Origin of the sequence: Pseudoalteromonas sp. SWN166, assembly GCF_015864485.1 — a bacterium.
Taxonomy (GTDB): domain Bacteria; phylum Pseudomonadota; class Gammaproteobacteria; order Enterobacterales; family Alteromonadaceae; genus Pseudoalteromonas.
Genome location: NZ_JADYXB010000055.1, coordinates 1 through 15,641 on the forward strand (window position 1 = coordinate 1; position 15,641 = coordinate 15,641).

18 protein-coding genes are annotated in these 15,641 nt (G+C 62.2%); 1 reads left to right on the forward strand and 17 read right to left on the reverse strand.

Going from position 1 to position 15,641, the window contains the following annotated elements; genetic code table 11:
- The 16 genes from I6F49_RS19060 to I6F49_RS19135 form a co-directional block, all read right to left on the reverse strand.
- The coding region (locus I6F49_RS19060) for a hypothetical protein (protein ID WP_197181640.1) at nt 1-1,947 on the reverse strand (1,947 nt) is incomplete at its 3' end.
- A gap of 12 nt (nt 1,948-1,959) precedes the next feature.
- Nucleotides 1,960-2,361, reverse strand: coding sequence for a hypothetical protein (locus I6F49_RS19065; RefSeq protein ID WP_114488110.1), 402 nt, complete (start codon nt 2,359-2,361; stop codon nt 1,960-1,962).
- Entirely contained in the window at nt 2,358-6,491 is a 4,134-nt protein-coding gene (locus I6F49_RS19070; RefSeq protein ID WP_114488109.1) for a tape measure protein, read from the reverse strand. Before I6F49_RS19070 ends, I6F49_RS19065 begins: the two co-directional genes overlap by 4 nt.
- Before the next feature lie 8 nt (nt 6,492-6,499).
- Entirely contained in the window at nt 6,500-7,171 is a 672-nt protein-coding gene (locus I6F49_RS19075; protein ID WP_197181641.1) for a hypothetical protein, read from the reverse strand.
- An 84-nt stretch (nt 7,172-7,255) separates the two neighbouring features.
- Nucleotides 7,256-8,017 (reverse strand): hypothetical protein, encoded by a 762-nt coding sequence (locus tag I6F49_RS19080; RefSeq protein ID WP_114488107.1) that lies wholly within the window; start codon nt 8,015-8,017, stop codon nt 7,256-7,258.
- 106 nt (nt 8,018-8,123) lie between these two features.
- The gene (locus tag I6F49_RS19085; protein ID WP_114488106.1) at nt 8,124-8,618 is read right to left on the reverse strand and encodes a hypothetical protein; all 495 of its coding nucleotides are present in this window, start codon (nt 8,616-8,618) and stop codon (nt 8,124-8,126) included.
- Complete coding sequence (locus I6F49_RS19090; protein WP_114488105.1) at nt 8,615-9,274, reverse strand: phage tail protein; 660 nt, start codon at nt 9,272-9,274, stop codon at nt 8,615-8,617. The genes I6F49_RS19085 and I6F49_RS19090 overlap by 4 nt, the downstream gene beginning before the upstream one ends.
- Nucleotides 9,271-9,600, reverse strand: coding sequence for a hypothetical protein (locus I6F49_RS19095; RefSeq protein WP_114488104.1), 330 nt, complete (start codon nt 9,598-9,600; stop codon nt 9,271-9,273). The genes I6F49_RS19090 and I6F49_RS19095 overlap by 4 nt, the downstream gene beginning before the upstream one ends.
- Complete coding sequence (locus I6F49_RS19100) at nt 9,601-10,611, reverse strand: major capsid protein (RefSeq protein WP_114488103.1); 1,011 nt, start codon at nt 10,609-10,611, stop codon at nt 9,601-9,603. It lies immediately after the preceding gene.
- Nucleotides 10,612-10,645: 34 nt separating this feature from the next.
- Entirely contained in the window at nt 10,646-11,299 is a 654-nt protein-coding gene (locus I6F49_RS19105; protein WP_114488102.1) for a head decoration protein, read from the reverse strand.
- A gap of 2 nt (nt 11,300-11,301) precedes the next feature.
- A complete protein-coding gene (locus I6F49_RS19110; RefSeq protein WP_114488101.1) occupies nt 11,302-12,363 on the reverse strand; it encodes a head maturation protease, ClpP-related in 1,062 nt (353 codons plus the stop codon).
- Between the two features lie 80 nt (nt 12,364-12,443).
- On the reverse strand, nt 12,444-12,743 hold the full coding sequence (locus I6F49_RS19115; protein WP_114488100.1) for a hypothetical protein: 300 nt from the start codon (nt 12,741-12,743) through the stop codon (nt 12,444-12,446).
- Between the two features lies 1 nt (nt 12,744).
- Entirely contained in the window at nt 12,745-13,146 is a 402-nt protein-coding gene (locus tag I6F49_RS19120) for a hypothetical protein (protein WP_114488099.1), read from the reverse strand.
- A gap of 53 nt (nt 13,147-13,199) precedes the next feature.
- Nucleotides 13,200-13,541 carry a hypothetical protein gene (locus I6F49_RS19125; RefSeq protein ID WP_114488098.1) on the reverse strand — a complete coding sequence of 114 codons (342 nt, stop codon included), beginning with the start codon at nt 13,539-13,541 and terminating at the stop codon, nt 13,200-13,202.
- Nucleotides 13,538-13,966 (reverse strand): hypothetical protein, encoded by a 429-nt coding sequence (locus I6F49_RS19130; RefSeq protein WP_114488097.1) that lies wholly within the window; start codon nt 13,964-13,966, stop codon nt 13,538-13,540. Before I6F49_RS19130 ends, I6F49_RS19125 begins: the two co-directional genes overlap by 4 nt.
- Complete coding sequence (locus tag I6F49_RS19135) at nt 13,963-14,922, reverse strand: hypothetical protein (protein WP_197099305.1); 960 nt, start codon at nt 14,920-14,922, stop codon at nt 13,963-13,965. Before I6F49_RS19135 ends, I6F49_RS19130 begins: the two co-directional genes overlap by 4 nt.
- Nucleotides 14,923-14,938: 16 nt before the next feature.
- Between I6F49_RS19135 and I6F49_RS20430 the strand changes: the two genes are divergently transcribed.
- On the forward strand, nt 14,939-15,304 hold the full coding sequence (locus I6F49_RS20430) for a hypothetical protein (RefSeq protein ID WP_231615151.1): 366 nt from the start codon (nt 14,939-14,941) through the stop codon (nt 15,302-15,304).
- A gap of 115 nt (nt 15,305-15,419) precedes the next feature.
- Here the strand turns inward: I6F49_RS20430 and I6F49_RS19140 are convergent.
- A partial coding sequence (locus tag I6F49_RS19140) for a hypothetical protein (RefSeq protein ID WP_197181642.1) occupies nt 15,420-15,641 on the reverse strand: 222 nt, incomplete at its 5' end.

Consider the following 15,641-nt stretch of genomic DNA (forward strand, 5'->3'; position numbering starts at 1 on the left):
GTAGAGAACAACCGACTGGCCCACCGTGATGGACGACGGATTTTCCACGAAAACGTGGTGCGTGCTGTTCACCAGCCAGCCGGAGACTGTTGGTACAGAGAAGGACCCTTGACCCCCTGACACGGTGAACGTGCCGGAGGTTGCGCCAAGGCCGCCACCTTTAAGGGTGATGGTCGTCCAGGAGTACGTGCCGTCCGCGCCGGGGCCTGCGTCAAAGGTTAAGTTGAACGCCGTTCCGCTCAAGACCTGCGGGTTGCCGCATTCCAGCCAGGCGTAGGATGTGGACGAACCGCCCCCGCCGCCCCCACCCCCGCCGGTACTGCCCCCACCGCCAGAGCGCGGCGGGTCTACGATCACGGCGCCGTTGTACTCGATCTCCGTGCTGCTTTCACTCACCAGATCGCTGGTCCCGCTGCTGTTGCTGACGTTGCGCACCGTGATCCAACGGGCGGTGATGGTCCCAGCCAGGGGCGGTTCGCTCAAGGTGATGGTCACAAAACCGCCGGCGTCGGGGCTAAGGCCGGCGAAACTCTCGCTGCGGGCCGACGTGTAGGCGTATTCGGTGTTGAACTCGCCGCCTGGGTCGATCATCGCCAAAGGTTTGAGGGAGATGAACCCGCTGTTGTACGTGATGCTGCCTGTAGCGTCTCCGGTGAAACCGCCTGTGCCGTTGTCGGTTGCGGTCTTCAACACACCCCCAGACTCCCAGGTCACGACGACGGACCCTGGTTCCAAGGGGGAGTGCGGTACGGTCCACGACAATTCGGGCATCCGAAAACCGATGGCGGCAGATCGGTTGGTGTACGCAGACTTCTCACCCCACGAGTAGATGATGGATGAGCCAACGTCTGGCATCGAGGGGAACGTTACGGCGATGGAGCCGTTGTCGTAGTTGACGGTGCCAACCCCCGTGCCCGTCAGGTTGCCGAGACCGTCGTCCTGGATGGTGTACCAACTACCGAGCGCCCGGAAGGAAACCACCAAGGAGTTCGCAGCCGGGAACGGCCGCAGGATGTCAACGAAATTGAAGCCGCGGTTTTCCTGCCCGATCTTGATGCGCTTGCTGTGCGGCGCGGCGCCAACGGTAACAAGCCGTGGCGTCTCGGCCAAGACCAAGGATCGCTGTGCGGAAGGCCGCTGGTCGAGCGCACTGACTTCCGTCCGCGCGTTGGGAACCAGTTGGGTGTAGACGCTCTCCACCTGCACCGTTGCGTCGCCGATAGCCCCCGCCGATTCCAGGGCAACGACACCGTGGTACGACCCGGCATCCGCGACGGTGGTGTCACGGACCTTAGTCTTGCCGTCGGCCACGGCGAAAAGCCGGGATGGGGGTGAGCCAGGGAAGTTGACGCGCAAGGCATCGCTGATGTCACAGGTGACAACTTCCGCTTCAAAGTCCACCAAACCGCCGCCAACCAGTTCGGTGTAGGTGCCGATGGTGCTTTCCACCCGCGTCGTGCGCACGTACTGCACGATCTCGTCGGGGGTGTCTTCGTCGGCCACCAGTACCAGGGTGCGGCCCACAGCGGGGAGCGGGGACCCGGGGCGTTGGAACAACTGGATCGCCCGCTGACCAGCGACGTGGTTCTCCAGCAAGAAGCCCGGAAGTGCGGGGCCTTTCACCAGATAGGCTTCGATGAAATCCGCAGCGTTGGTGCGCGTGTCAAAGGTCTCGCCGGTAGAGAAGACCGTGATGCTCACGTTCGGATCATTAGGGGGCTCGGCCACAATGAAATTGGTGCCCAGCAGCGTGTCACGGTCGCCCGTCTGGACGTGCACATGCACTTTGCGCAGGTTCACCCGACCGCCCGCGCGGTCCAGCTCGCTGATGTCCGGGAAGATGTTGTTGCTCTCACCGTCCTGGATGATCGTCGCCGTGGGGGCACCGCCGCCTTCGCTCACGTCATCCATCACCGCCGACGCTACCAGGCGGACATCGCCTTTCAAGATTGCCACTTGTTAAATCTCCATGAGACGGATGGTGCAGAGGTAAAAGTCGGCAGGCAGTTCGTGCCCATCGCGGTACTGGATCACAGGACGGGCCTCAAAACCGCCGTCCTGGTGACGGAAGATGACCTCCCGAGCCTCGCCGCGAAGTGTAAGAGTCATGGTTTTGCCGGGTACTGCGGCCCAATTTCGCAACGCCGTCACGTCGGCGCGCGTCATCCACGCGCTGCTGTCGCTCTCCGGCTCCAGCGTGATGGGTCGCCCCTTGACCCTCGCCGCCGCCTGGACGATGTACGCGCCCGTGATCGTGCGGTCGGCAGTCTGCTCGACCGGGTTCCAGTTGTTCTCGTCGGACCAGAACAGGTCTGGGTTCAAGGTCAGTGTGGTCGTGCCATCGGCCAGGGTGAGGCTCATGCTGCGGTTCCTTGTGAGGTTTCAAGTGCGCGAAGCACTGCGAGAGTTTCACGTGACTGCGTGGGGTTCAGTCCGGTGATGGTTCCGAGGTTGCGGCCGCCGAGGTTGACGGTCAGGTTCCCCCCGCTGCTGACGCCACCGCTGCTTGGGCGCCCACCCGAAGGGCTGCCGCCTGGCGTCGTCGATCCCCCACCTGCGGGTGTGGTCGCCGTGCCGCCTGGTGCCGGGCCTGTGTTGAGCAGCTTCGCTTCCAACTCCTGCAGTTGCCGGCGCATGTCAGCCACCTGCTTGCTGTAGTTGGGGTCTCGAATCTGCCCACCCTGACTGGAGATGAACTTCAGCATCTCTGCCAGGCCGCGAGCCTTGATGGCGTCTGGGTTGCCGATGTTCTCTTCGCCGTAACGCCGGGCGATGTCGCGGTCTACCTGCTCTTGGGTTTCCCCGGCCATCACGCGCTCCCCTGCGGTGTTCAAGGAGTAACCTTCCTTGTCCACGTTCAGGCGCTTGCGGCGGGCTTCGGCCAGTTTTTCCTCGGCGGCGGCTTCTCGTTCCAAGATGGCGATCTGCCGCTCGCTGTAGTCGGCGCTGAGTGTGTACTGCATGAGCATCTTCGCCATGGCGTCGGCCTGGCGCTCGCTGGCCTCTGTGACGTTGCCTCGCGCGGATGCCTCACTGCCGAGGTCGTTGGTGGCCTGCTGCCGCAGGCGGTTCTCTTCTTCTTTCAACCGGATGAGTTTGTCCGCGCCATCCAGTTCGGTAAGGGTTGCCTTCTGCAACTTGATCTTTAGGTCCAACTCCCGCACCAACAGTTTGTAGTTGGCGTCACTGGCTTGGAGCTTCAACTTCTCGTTTTCGAGAAGTTTGATCTGGAGTTGTGCCTGTACCCGGTCGATCTCGATTTTGATCTTGGCGACCTCGATCTGCTTCGCCATGGCCTCGCGCTCCAACTGCATCGCCTTGGTGTTATCCCCACGAAGGCGAGCGATGTTGGCACTTGCCTGTGCAATCTGAATGTCCACGGAAAGTGAAGCCTGTTTGGTCTTCAGCGTGGCGACTTCTTCTGCCGCTTGCAGGCGCAGGTTCCGTGCCAAGTCATTCACGGTGTCTTTGTACTTGGCCGTTATCTCGGCCAGTTTCTGGCGCACAGCCGCGACTTCCTCGTCAGTCTTTTTCCCGTTGATGTTGAGCTTTTCGTACTCTTGCAAGACGAGGATGAGCCGATCCATTTCGGCGCGGTACTCGGCCATCTTGGCCGACTGGTCGCCGTATATCTCAACGGCCAGTTTGCGCGCCGCGACTTCCTGTTTTGCCGCCTCCGTTGACGCCTTGGTCTGCTCGACCTCGGACTGCTTGGTCTTGATGAGTTCGCGCAGCTTCTGCGTCTCTTTTTCCTGCTGATCCGCCGTCGCCTTGTCGGCTTCGAGCTTGGCCTGCTGTGCGACCAACTGTTGCTCCAGGATTTTCAGCTCTTCCTGCTTCGAAGCCGCGACCCGCGCGCTGGCAAGTGCGTACTCTTCCGCCGCTTGGCTGGCTGCCTTCAGGACGCCCTGTTCATCGCCTCGCAACTTCGCCAGCGCCACCAGGGTCTCACCCTCTTCCTTGCGCGCTTTGGCGACGCGCTCCAGGTTCAGCGTCTCGTTCTCCTGCTCTTTGATCAGCGTGGCCGTGGCAATAGAGAGTTGAACGTACTTCGCAGCCGCCTCTAGTGTGGCGTCTCCATTTAGCTGCGCCGCGATGGCTGCGAGCTTCTGCGAGTTGGTCAGGCCGTCGGTCGAGGTGATAGTCTCTTGGACTTTACTGGTCAGTTGCGTCGTGGCGGCGCTTGTCTGAGCGACCCCCTTGATCGTCGCGTCGAAAGCCTCGGTCAACTTGGACTGGCGATCCGCAGCCTGTCCCCAGATTTCACTCAAAGCCTCCATGGGGTTTGTCCATGTGGCGATGGCTGCGACCAAGGCTCCCCCAGACCGGATCAGGCCCGCCATTAATTCAAACAGGGCGTTGAGCGGGAGCAGTACCGATCCTGCCGCCAGGCCCAGACCGCGCAACCCCATGGTCAGGATTTCCAGCCAGCCGGCGTCACCAGCGTTTTGGGCGGCCAGTGTGAAGGCGTTCTTCAGGCGCTCCCACGTGGGCACCAAGCCTTCTGTCTCGCCGTGCAGTTCCTGCAGACCCTTGGTGAACGACGGGAAGAAGTCGCGCGCTGCCAAGTTGCCTGACTCCACCAGTTTGACCAGTTCGGCGTCGGTGATTCCGAGCCCCTTGGCCGTCAAACTGAGCGCACCAGGTAGGGAATCCCCTAATTGCTGTCGCAGCTCTTCCATGCTAACGACGCCCTTGGACGCTATTTGACTGAGTGCGTCCAGGGCCAGGGACGTGCGCTCGGCGCCGAGGCCCAGCGAGCCTGCGGCGCGGGTCAGCGAGGCGAACAGCTCGTTGCTCTGCTGCGCCGGTACGTTGGCCGACTTCATGGATGCCGAGAACTTGACGAACGAGTCGCTGAGGCCGCCCACCCCCACGCCGCTATCGTTGGCGGTCTTGCGTAGGAAATCCAGTTGGCTGGCGACGAGTGCGGTGTCTTTGTAGACAGCGTTCATGGCCCGGCGGAACGTGTCGAGCTGCACGACCGAGGCGATGAACTGGCGACCCATGTCCTTGACGCGCTCCACAATCGCGCCCACGGCGTCCGCGATCAGGTTGCCGGCCGCAATCTGGCCCAGCGAGTTCTTGAACAGGCCGGCCGCCTTGTCGGCGGTGGTCAGCGTGCCGGTCAGCTCGCGGATTTCCCGCTCCAGCACCTTGATCTTGTTCTCGCCCGCAGCAAAGGCGCCGGAGAGCTGTGCACCCGTCTGCCCGGCAGTGGTCGCCAGGGTTGCCATCGCAGCGCGTGTCTCGGCGATTTCCTGCTGGACGGCCTGCACCGAGCGCACGCCGAGCGTGCCGAAGGCGTTGTCGATGCGCTGGGCAGCCTTCTGGGCTTCGTCAGCGGTCTGCTTGACCTGGGTCTCGGCCTGCTCCAGCGCGTTCTCCCAGAACTTGACGTACTGGGCCGCCTGCAGCAGTTTCTGCGCTTCGGTGGCCTGCTTCTCGAAGGCGTTCTGGTTGGCGAGTTCACGCTGGGCCGCAGCCAAAATCTCGGTCTCGCGGGCCAGTTGCTGGGCGGCGTGGGCCGCGTTGACCAGGGCCTCGGCCTCTTTCTGCCAGGCATCGTTGGCCGCAGCCGCTTCGCGCTTTGTGGCCGCGTACTGCTCCGTGGCCCGCGCCGCATCGCGCTGGGCCAGTGTCTCGGCCTGCAGCGCCGCTTGGCCGCGTGCCAGCAGGTCTGCAACTGCCTTCTCTTCGATGGCGAGCAGGCGGTTGGCTTCTGCCATCTCGCGGAGCGCTGCGTTGCGCGCGTTTACGGTCTGAACGCCAGAGTTGAAGATCGCCTGCAGCTTGCCCTCAGCCGCAGCTACGTCTGCAGTGGACAGCCCCAGCGCCTCGGCCGCCGTGGTCGCCTGACGTAGCGCCTCGTTCTGCTTGTTCAGGGCGGTGTCCAGGCGTTCGACCTGTGCCGCGCTCTTCTTGTACTGGGTCTCCAGTTTGCCTTGCTCGGCCACGGCCGACGAGGCTTCGGCGTTGGCTGCCTTCTGGTTGGCGCGCAGCGTTACGAGTTCGACGTTTGCTGCGTTCTGAGCTTTGACCGCATCGGCCAGTTGGTCGCGGTAGGCTGCAGTGTTCTTCCCGGCCGCGTCGTATTCTGCCTTCAGGAGTCGCAACGCTGCCGTGGCCTCGGCTTGCGTGCGCTGACCCTTCAACAACTCGGCGTTGGCCTCGCTCTGCCGCTGGGTGGCCTTAGCAGTGGCATCACGCAACACCTCCAGCCGCTCGGCCATCTGCGCGGCGCTGTCGGCGGCGTCCACTTGGCGCGCGGCCAGCTTGTCGGTTTCCTCGCTCAGTTCCCGGAACGTGGTCAGCGCTTGGCTCTGCTCGCCCAGGCGGCCGATCTCGTCGGCGAGCTTCTGGAACTCAGGCGCCGCTGCGCCGCCGTCGCGCCCGAGAGCTTCAACCGCCTTCTGCAGTTCCTTGATACCGTCTTCACCGAGGGTCTCAACGCTCAGTTTGAGGGTTACATCACGATTCGAAGTAGCCATGGTGTCTTTCAGGGCTGGTCAGGCCAGTGGCGGTTGCCTTTGCGGATGTTCTCGGCTTCAGGCAGGACTTGGAGGTTGGCTTCGCAGTGCAGGCCGCGCACCGTCTTACCTTGCAGCGGTACGATGTGGTCCACGTGATACCACTCCCCAGTGAGCATGCTCAGGCCGTCGGCGGCCTCATAGAATTCCGCGATCTTCTTTTGGTCGGCCCATGTTGGGGTTGCTTGCAAAAGGGCCGCGCGCCATTTCGCCGAATGCATCGCCATCACGCCCGGGTTGGCGTCCCGCCACTTCTTGAAGATGGCCTTGGACTTTTCCAAGTTCGCGGCGCGCCAACGGCGCGACTTTTCATTATGGCGATCAAGCATCGACGCGCGACGGGCGTCGGCCTGTGCCTTGCGCTTCGCGCGGTTTTTCTCTTCCAGCGCGCGTCCCAGTTCAAGACGACGCGGGGCATACGCCGCGCGACTGATCGCGCGGAGTTCTTTGCGACGCTCGGCGTTGTTCTCTTCGTACCGCTTGGTGTACTCCGCAGCTTTTTCCGGGTGCTTCGCCATCCACTCGCGGTTTGTCGCCTTCGAACACTCTTTGCACCGGGACTGCAGGCCCGAAGGATTCTTGGTGGCTTTGTAGAATTCACTAGGGGTCTTGGTCAACCCGCATCGGGTGCATTTATGCATGACGATCCTTGAATGAAAAAACCCGCCAGGCTGAAGGCGCGTGGCGGGTTTGGGCTGCGGGCGGGCCCGCCACACCAGCAGTGCTTAGGCCACGGGGTCTTGGATCAACACCTCGTACGGAGCGTCCTTGCCGACCGGGGTCTTCAGTGTCCCCGTCAGGTTTACGTTCCCGAAGTCATCCGCCAGGAAGTCAAACTCGCTGTCTGGCGCCAGGATGGCTTCCCAGATCGTTGCCGTGCACTGGGTGCCGTCAGCTTGGTTGATACCGTCGAAAATGATTTCAACGCGAACTTCTGTGCGGGTGGAGCCCTTAACGTTCGTGCCCGTGGCACCGCTATGTGCGCAGGTAATGAAAACGTGGTCGTTTACCGCCAGAGCGCCCCCGGCCAGCGCCATGATCCAGCCCATGGGGCGGTTCAGTTTGTAGTCGGTGCCTTCGATCAGCGTGGCGCCACCAGTGGCCGCGTCTTCAACGGTAACCAGTGTGGCGAGATTCTTTTTGCCGATGGGGAGCCATGTGCCCACCTGTGTGACAGTCAGGTCGTAGCCCGTCAGCGTGCCGGAGGCTTCGGTGAACGCGGCAGAGGTTCCGAGGAAGGCCATGGTCAAGATGTCGCCGGTAACTTCCTTAAGCGCCATGGAGAACTCAGACGGTTGGGCGATGTTCACGCTCTCCAGCACCTGACCATAGTCATACCGGCCCTTGCTGGTCGATTGGATCGTTTCGACGCTGGGGGTGATCGAGAGACTGTCGGCGTAGATCGGCCCGACAAGACCTTGCTTTACGCCGTCCACCATACGGTTAAAGTAAACGTCGCCAGCGCCATTGAAGCTGCGTGCTGCCATGAGAAACTCCTTGAGAATGTCATGCCGCACTCACGGCAAGATCGGATTACAACGCTCGCAGTGTCATCGCACAGGGCGAATCGACCTCTGCGGCACAATTTCGGACTCAGGCTTCCAGCAGGTTCTCGGCGAACACCACCGTGATGTGCACGACGGCGAACACAATGTTCTTGCCATCGGCGCGGGGGCCGATGTCCTTCCCCCGGTAGCTCAACTTCGCTACGCGGCCGTTGGCCCCGCGCGCACCGGCAATCGGTCGTCGGGCCAGGTCGCTGGAGAACACCGCCTTCTTGATGTCCTTGATCGCGTCGTGCGCGGCATCGTTCGGGTTGTCCACGTTGCAGTGCACGTAGGCGCCGAGTACGAAGTCTTGCTCCAGGGTGATGTCCAGTCGGCCGCCGTCGTTCTCCTGCGGGCGGTCCTCACCCTCGATAAGCACGGCGTAGGGCACACGGTCCTCATCGTGCTTCAGGCGGCCCCGGTACACCGTGGTGCCGAGGTCGGTCTTGTAGCCGTTGGCCTTGGTGACGCCCTGCAGTACCGTGGTCAGATACTCGGCGATGTCGGAGGACTTCTTGAAGATGGCGGGGGTGGCGGTCATGGTTCGATGGCTTTCTGCAGCGCCAGGTCAACCTGTGCGGCGAGGGTGTCTTCCAGGTCGTCGGTCACATCGTTCACGATGCGCTCGACCTGGTAGGCGAACAGTTGATACACGGACGGGCCGTAGCGGTGGCGCAACTTGCCGTCGCGCGAACGCGCGAAAACGCCGAAGCCGTTGCCACCGGACTCGGTGCCTCGGTTCAGCGGGAGTAGGAAACCGCGCGGTACAAACCCGTCACTCGTTTGCCCACGGGTCACCTCAACGGTGACACCGACCTGCTTCTGGCCCGACGGGATGCCAAGGGCCTTGTTGCCCTTTCCGGGCCGCCCTTTGTTGTTCGCTACGATCACCGGCTTGGCGTCGTAGCGCCCGAGCACGGTGGTTGCGTTGCGCGCACCGCTGGCCGTGATCGACGCCACCGGCTTGCCGGGTGTGGCGCGCTGGAGCGTCATTCGACGCCGCAGATAATCGTCGGACAGGTTGATACCGGCGATCATCCGGTCGCGCGCCAGATCGTATGTGCGGTCCACCACCTCGTTCAAAGCGGTGACGGACGCGCGGCCAATCTCTTCGCCGCTGGCCTGCGCGAGTCGTTCTCCCAGTTTCACTACCTGGGAGGCGTCGATCTTGAGCGTGTAGTCGCGGGCTTTGGTCATGGCACCGTCGTCTCAATGACGATGTAGCGGCGGGAGTAGCCGTTGTCCTCGATCATGGTTTCGAGGCGGAACGAGCGGCCCGCGTGGGGCCCGGTTCCCGTGAATTTCAGAGAGTCCCCGCCTTTGGGGTTGTGCCGTTTAGCGAGGGTGATCACGTCGCTGTTGGTCACCAGGTCGCCCCGGCTCTGTGCGCGCTCGGCGTCCATACCGACGAGCTGCACGTCGTGCTCGATGTTCACTTTGCAGGGGACCGCACCACGTAAAAGAGCGTCCTCGCCCAGCAGGGAAAGGACGCTCTCCGTCATGCGCCCGAAGACGCTTGCCATTTAGCTCGCGGCCACAGACAGCTTGATGACTGCCTCGGGCAACGAGTTGAAGTGGATCGGGTTGGACTGCGCCTCGCCGATGATGCCCTTGTTGAAAGGCATCGCTTCCTGCTTGGCGTAGAACGGCAGGCCCTGCGTGTTCACCGTCTCCATGTAGTCCGCAGGTGCGAACTTGGACTGGAACATGCCGGGGACACCTTCGGGGTAGGCGTAGGCGATACCGTCAGCGATGAAGTCGCCGGCCGAGGTGCCGCCGTCGTAGACCTCGAAGATCACGCCTGCGAACTCGAAGTCGCCACCGTTCACCTGGTCGGTGCGCAGGTAGGCGCCTTGGTTCCACAGTTCCCACGCCTTGATCATCTTGGTGTTCTGCACCAGGGGGGTGAAGAAGCCCAGCGAGCAGATCACGCGGATGCGACCGAAGGAGCGACCACCCATCTTGGCGCGGATCATCGACTTGAGGGTGATGATCGAAGCCTTGGGGTCGCCGTTGGCGGCCACAGCGATGTTCCAGAACTGGGTCTGCTGGGTCATGCCGAAGGCGTCGTACACGTCGAGCAGCGTGGAGCCGTCGGCGTCGGTCACCAGACCCTTGAGTGCGCCGACGCGCATGTTCTCGTGGGTCAGGTCCATGCTGGCACGCACGTTGGCGAGCTTGCGCTGCACCAGTGTGGCTGCCTGCTCGACTTCGGTCTCGCTGCCGTAGGCGCGGATGCCTTGCACTTCGTCTGCGAGCACCGACCATGAGGCGGGGATGTGCAGAGCGTGCAGAGGGATCAGCTTGCGAGGGCCGAGGGCGACAGGCTCACGCACACCGCCGCGGGGGGCGGTGGGCAGCAGCTTGATGCTCGACCCTTGGCGTTCGATCATGAACGAAGTGGTCGAGATGCCTTCCTCTTGGAACAGACCCTTGTCGCCCAGTTTGGTGGGCACGTCGGGAATGTCCGTGATGGTGCTGGACAGAGACGTAACGCTGAACGCATCGTCCTGGAAAATGTCGAGGGTTGCCATGTTTCTTGTGCTCCTGAGTCGAGAGATGAAAGGCTCAGAGAGCCGGGGTGGAAACGGTTGGCAGGCCAGCCGTGCCGCGCACGATCAGACCTTTCTTCGCCAGGTCGGTCTGGCCTGCCGCGTCGAGACCCGTGAGTTCGAAGCGGTTCAGCTCGGCGTCGCGCACGAAGCCCACTGCGTCGGAGTCGCCGGTCTTGGCGGGCAGCCAGTTGTAGAGCACCGCGTCAGCGGGGCCTGCGGCGCCGTTGGCGGTGTAGGCGATGTACTTGCCGGAGCCTGCAGCCACGGTGATGGTCGCGGTGTCGCCAGCCACTGCGGGGGTTGCGCCTGCTGTCAGCGTGACGCCGACGCCACCCTTGCTGAAGGCGGCACCCAGCGTGCCGGTGCCGACGGTCTTGCCTTCAGGGTCTTCCACCGTGAACTTGGTGGCTGCGGTGAACTCGATCACGTAGACGCCGGGGATGGCCGCAGCGCCGACAGTGATAGTGCCCGCCGTGGGGTTGCCAGTTGCGCCGGCGTCCATGGCGAAGGTGCCCTCGCCTGCGTCGCCCGAGCGGGTCAGCAGGGTGCCGGAGGCCAGCGCGGTGCCCGATTGGGTCACGACGATGTTTTCACGGCTGCGCTGGTTGGACGCTTCCGAAATGATCACCGCTTTGACGCGCGGCGTGGAGAGAAGAGAGGTTGCCATGGTCAGTTTCCTTTGCGAGAGTTTTGCTTGCGTGCCGCACGCTTTTCGTAGACGGCTTTCGCCGACAACACCCCGGACTGGCCGGCGGTTTGGGACCCACGCGCCGGAGGCGCGTTGTTGGTGTGCTCATCGGCCTCGGCCATTGCCTTGATCAGCGCGGCGCGCACGTCCTCTACGGACTGGTTGGCGCGGATGGCCTTGGCGGCATCGTCCGGGCGCTTGGCAACGGCGCAGAGCGCCACAATTTCCTTGGCCGCAGTGATGCGGGTCTTGGCTTCGTCCAGCGAGGTGCAGGCCACTGCGAACGTAGCGGCGTAGGCCTGCAGGCCAGCGGTGATTGCCAGGGCTTCGATCTGCTTGGCGACGGGGGTGTCTGGCACCGCGGGGTCGATCACAGGGTCGATCACAGAGTCGATCACAGGGTCAACAACGGGGTCAACCACTGGGTCGGCTTCCGCCTTGAAGATCGCAGCCACGTTGGCGGGCAGGTCGGCGCGGGCCAGGTCGAACTTGGCCGTGGCGCGGATGTCGTCCAGAAGCGCAGTGGCGAAGCCCAGGTCCAGGCATTCGTCAGCGGTCAGGTACGTGTCCTTCGCCATGATTTCGGCGGCCTTGGCTTCGTCAGCACCCATGCGGTCCATGTAGATGTTGCGCAGAGAGCCGTCCACCTTGTCCAGCCAGTTGGCCGCGTCGCGCATGTCTTCCGAGGTGCCGGCTGCGATGGTCGAAGCCTGGTGCACCATGGCGAACGTGTTCTTGGGCATCTCGCGCTTGTCGCCTGCGAGGGCGATGATCGAGGCGATGCTGGCTGCGATGCCGGTCACGCGGGTGGTGACGGTCTTGCCGTCCTTGGCCCAGGAGCGCAGCATGTTGTAGATGCCCAGGCCGGCCATCACGTCACCGCCAATCGAGTTGATCTCGACCACCAGTTCGTTGCCTTCGACAGCATCCAGTTGGGCACGGAAATCTTTGGCCTGGGTGCCCCAGAAGCCGATTTCCTCGTCTAGCGCCAAGACCGCGGGCTTTTTACCCGCCTTGGCTGTGAATTTGAAACAGGGGCGCATGCGCAGTCCTTTGCTGAATGCTGCGCATTGTGTTGATCCCTGCGTTATTCACCTCTGCGGCACAATTTCGGACGACGCTCTCAGGCCAGTTCGGCAGGACGTGTTTCGGTCTCGATGGGGGCGGCGCGGCGCCAGCGGTGCGAGCTGGTGAGCAGCCCGACAAACACCGTGACCACGAAAAACATACCTGCGGGCGTGGGCCATGTGCCGAAGATGAACGGCTGAAATCCGTATGCGCAGGCGCCGGACAGCAGCAGGGTGTATTTGAGACGGACGAGCTTGCGAATGCCTACGTGCATGACCGACAAGCGGCAGATGCAGACAACCATGATCGCCCCGCAGACGACCGTGTTCAGCAGGGCCCAGAGGTGGGAATTCATCTCAGTCGTCCTTTTTCGGTGGTTGCTCGGTGCCGGTGCGCTTCTCCAGCAGGCGACCCAGCCAGGTCACGAACCACTCGCCGACCTTGGGCCAGCTATTGCCGACACCGCCAACCAGGAGGCCGACGGGGACCAGGAGCCAGTTGGCCTCTTGCCAGCCGAGCATATGCTGAACACCGGATGCAATCGGTACTGTAACCAACAAAGCGGTGCAATTGAGTTTCAAAAAGTACCAGAGGCCCTGCGCGCGGGTCATCGGCGGGCAGCGCCCAAGGCCCCAGCCAGCCCCCGTGGTAGCTGCAAGGATGATGACGGCGTAGGGGCCAATCACCGCACTGAGTTGAGCCCCAAAGATGGAGGCCAGCAGCACGGTGAAGGCCGCAGTGGGGTCTAGATGTCGCATGGGTGGCGATTGTCGTCGGAAAATGTGCTGGTGGACTGCGGGCTGGTTTCGGATCAGATGTGATCGCCGCTCGGGTCGAACTGGTCGAGGTGCTGTTCCGCCCAAACGGCGACAGCCTTGCGCCAGCCGGTGCTTGTCTCGTTGTGGCGCTTCAGTCGGGCGGTGACAGTTCCCTCGCGCGGCAGTTCACCCAGAAGTACCGTGAGCACCAAGGTGTTTGCCAGAAAGTCCAATAGCAGCCCGACGAACAGCACTGGGTATCCGAACATTTTGTTCCAAAAGGTCAGCGTGCCGGCGTCCTTGGCGCGCTTGAGCGACATGACCGCGAGGAAAAACACCCACAGTGCGTAGAGCAGGAGGAAGGCGTAGACGGGGAAAAATAGGAGGTGGCTCATGGCAGTTGGCTCCTGAGTGCTGCGCTCTGTTCGTCCAGGGTTTTCAGACCCGCGTAGCCCTTGTTCTTGGCACGCAGATACTCAATGGTCAGCCCCATGGCAACCGCGCGTTCTTCAGCCAGCGCGATGATCGTTTCGCGGGTGATGCGCGGCATTAGGTGCTGGTCTTCCAGCGCTTGGATGCGCGCGACGATTTCAGCCTGACGCTCTGCAAGCGTTGGTGGTTCAGGCGGCACATATTCGGCCTCGACCTGGGCGAGTAGTGCCTCGTACTGCGGGGCGTCAGCGCCAAGGTCTGCGCGTAGCATGTCCATTTGGCCGTTGCTGTAGGCGTGGCACTTGATGACCGCGCCGCTTGCATCAACCCATGTTGCTTCGAGGGTCGCGGGGTCGTTTTCGTAGCGGATTGGTTGTTTGATAATCATGATGTAGAACCTGTCCTTAATTGGAAATTGATTACAAGCTCCTCTGAAAGTGTGCCGGTGGATATATTTGTCACTCTTACACTAAAAACCCCGTTTCCAGACCAATTAAGTTCAATCCTATAATTAGATGGATCAGGGGCACCGGAGTTGTATCCCCCGCAAACATCAATTAAACTTGTGGATAAGGCGTATGAATTACTCACGCTAAAGACCACAGCCGCGCCTGCCGATAATGCAGAACTGTTCATAGTTATCTGCCCGTTAGGTTTGTTAAGTGTCACGCCGGTGGTTTTGCTGGTTGCTTGAGTAACTGTACCTCCTGCTCCCGTGCCGTAACCCAGCGCGCCACGCAGCGCGAGCACATCACCATTCGTCCCCAAATGAAGCGTAGTCCCGCCTGGAGTTTCAATATTTATCGGGAGCGATGCGCCCGTTCCTATGGCTGTAGAGCGCAGCCGCGCGGTACTGCCGCTTATGGAAAAATCAAATTTAGCTGCGTTTGTCGGGTCGGGTCCGTTGTAAAGTGAATACTCTGAATAACCACCGGCCCCACTTGGCATCGCCCCCAATACCGTAGCGCCGTTAGTCGTACTCGTCTGAAACATCGCTCGGCTCGCAACGGTCGCGTTACTGAAATCCGCAGTAATACGCCTACCAGTTCCCGAGAAATTTACATTGCCTGCAATATCACCACCGGTATTATCTAACTTTTTGGTGTCCAGCTCGTTGACCTGCGCTTGCAGCTTGCCCAGAGCAACCAGCACCGTGTCTGCAGCAGTGATCACCGCGTTCGTCGCAGTGCTCAACCCTGTGAGCGCGATCCCACGCACCCACGCCGCGAGATTCGCAAACGTCAGCTTTTTGAGGACGTTGGACGCAGCGCTGTCAACAATGCCCAGTTCATCGGCATCGACCGGGGTTGCTTTGCTGGTGGCGGCGTGAATCAGCGCAGCCACATCACCAGCACCACCCGTGGCCCCGGTTGCTCCCGTGGGGCCTGTGCCGCCAGTGGCACCAGTTGCACCCGTTGGCCCTGTAGCGCCGTCAGCGCCATCATTCCCCGTCGCCCCAGTTGGCCCGGTGGCGCCGGTACTGCCAGTTGGGCCGGTCGCTCCATCATTGCCGGTTGCGCCTGTTGCGCCTGTTGCGCCTGTTGCGCCTGTTGCGCCTGTTGCGCCTGTTGCGCCTGTTGCGCCTGTTGCGCCTGTTGCGCCTGTTGCGCCTGTTGCGCCTGTTGCGCCTGTTGGACCTGCTGGCCCAGTGGGGCCGATGTGCTGCGCCCATTCAACCGGGGCGAGCCCGGTCAGTACCCACTCGGTCTTGTCGCTCTCCTGGTAGAGATACTTGCGCACGTCCGTTTCGGTCGGCGCCAGCGCCAGGCGCTCGGCCTCGTCCGCGACGACCCAATTGTGGGGTGCGTGAATTTCCCCAGCGGGTATGAGTTCGTGTTCCATCAGCTTGTTACCACCACATATTGACCGTTGACCGTGACGGCTTCGCCGTTGACTGTGACCGCGTTGGTCGGCACTTCACCTGCCTGTAGAACCACGCGCACGCGCATCAGAACCCCGCCCCGAACGATGACCATCTCGTCGTCGGGCACGATGGTGTCGGCAAGGGGGAAGTCGCCGGGGTTGACGGAGCCACCACCTGTGGATGCGTTGACGTACACGCC

Coding starts and splice junctions, on each gene's coding strand:
- I6F49_RS19090 (WP_114488105.1), bottom strand. CDS start 9,274: ATGACCAAAGCCCGCGACTACACGCTCAAGATCGACGCCTCCCAGGTA.
- I6F49_RS19080 (WP_114488107.1), bottom strand. CDS start 8,017: ATGGCAGCACGCAGCTTCAATGGCGCTGGCGACGTTTACTTTAACCGT.
- I6F49_RS19095 (WP_114488104.1), bottom strand. CDS start 9,600: ATGGCAAGCGTCTTCGGGCGCATGACGGAGAGCGTCCTTTCCCTGCTG.
- I6F49_RS19100 (WP_114488103.1), bottom strand. CDS start 10,611: ATGGCAACCCTCGACATTTTCCAGGACGATGCGTTCAGCGTTACGTCT.
- I6F49_RS19110 (WP_114488101.1), bottom strand. CDS start 12,363: ATGCGCCCCTGTTTCAAATTCACAGCCAAGGCGGGTAAAAAGCCCGCG.
- I6F49_RS19085 (WP_114488106.1), bottom strand. CDS start 8,618: ATGACCGCCACCCCCGCCATCTTCAAGAAGTCCTCCGACATCGCCGAG.
- I6F49_RS19075 (WP_197181641.1), bottom strand. CDS start 7,171: ATGCATAAATGCACCCGATGCGGGTTGACCAAGACCCCTAGTGAATTC.
- I6F49_RS19130 (WP_114488097.1), bottom strand. CDS start 13,966: ATGATTATCAAACAACCAATCCGCTACGAAAACGACCCCGCGACCCTC.
- I6F49_RS19105 (WP_114488102.1), bottom strand. CDS start 11,299: ATGGCAACCTCTCTTCTCTCCACGCCGCGCGTCAAAGCGGTGATCATT.
- I6F49_RS19065 (WP_114488110.1), bottom strand. CDS start 2,361: ATGAGCCTCACCCTGGCCGATGGCACGACCACACTGACCTTGAACCCA.
- I6F49_RS19125 (WP_114488098.1), bottom strand. CDS start 13,541: ATGAGCCACCTCCTATTTTTCCCCGTCTACGCCTTCCTCCTGCTCTAC.
- I6F49_RS19115 (WP_114488100.1), bottom strand. CDS start 12,743: ATGAATTCCCACCTCTGGGCCCTGCTGAACACGGTCGTCTGCGGGGCG.
- I6F49_RS19120 (WP_114488099.1), bottom strand. CDS start 13,146: ATGCGACATCTAGACCCCACTGCGGCCTTCACCGTGCTGCTGGCCTCC.
- I6F49_RS19070 (WP_114488109.1), bottom strand. CDS start 6,491: ATGGCTACTTCGAATCGTGATGTAACCCTCAAACTGAGCGTTGAGACC.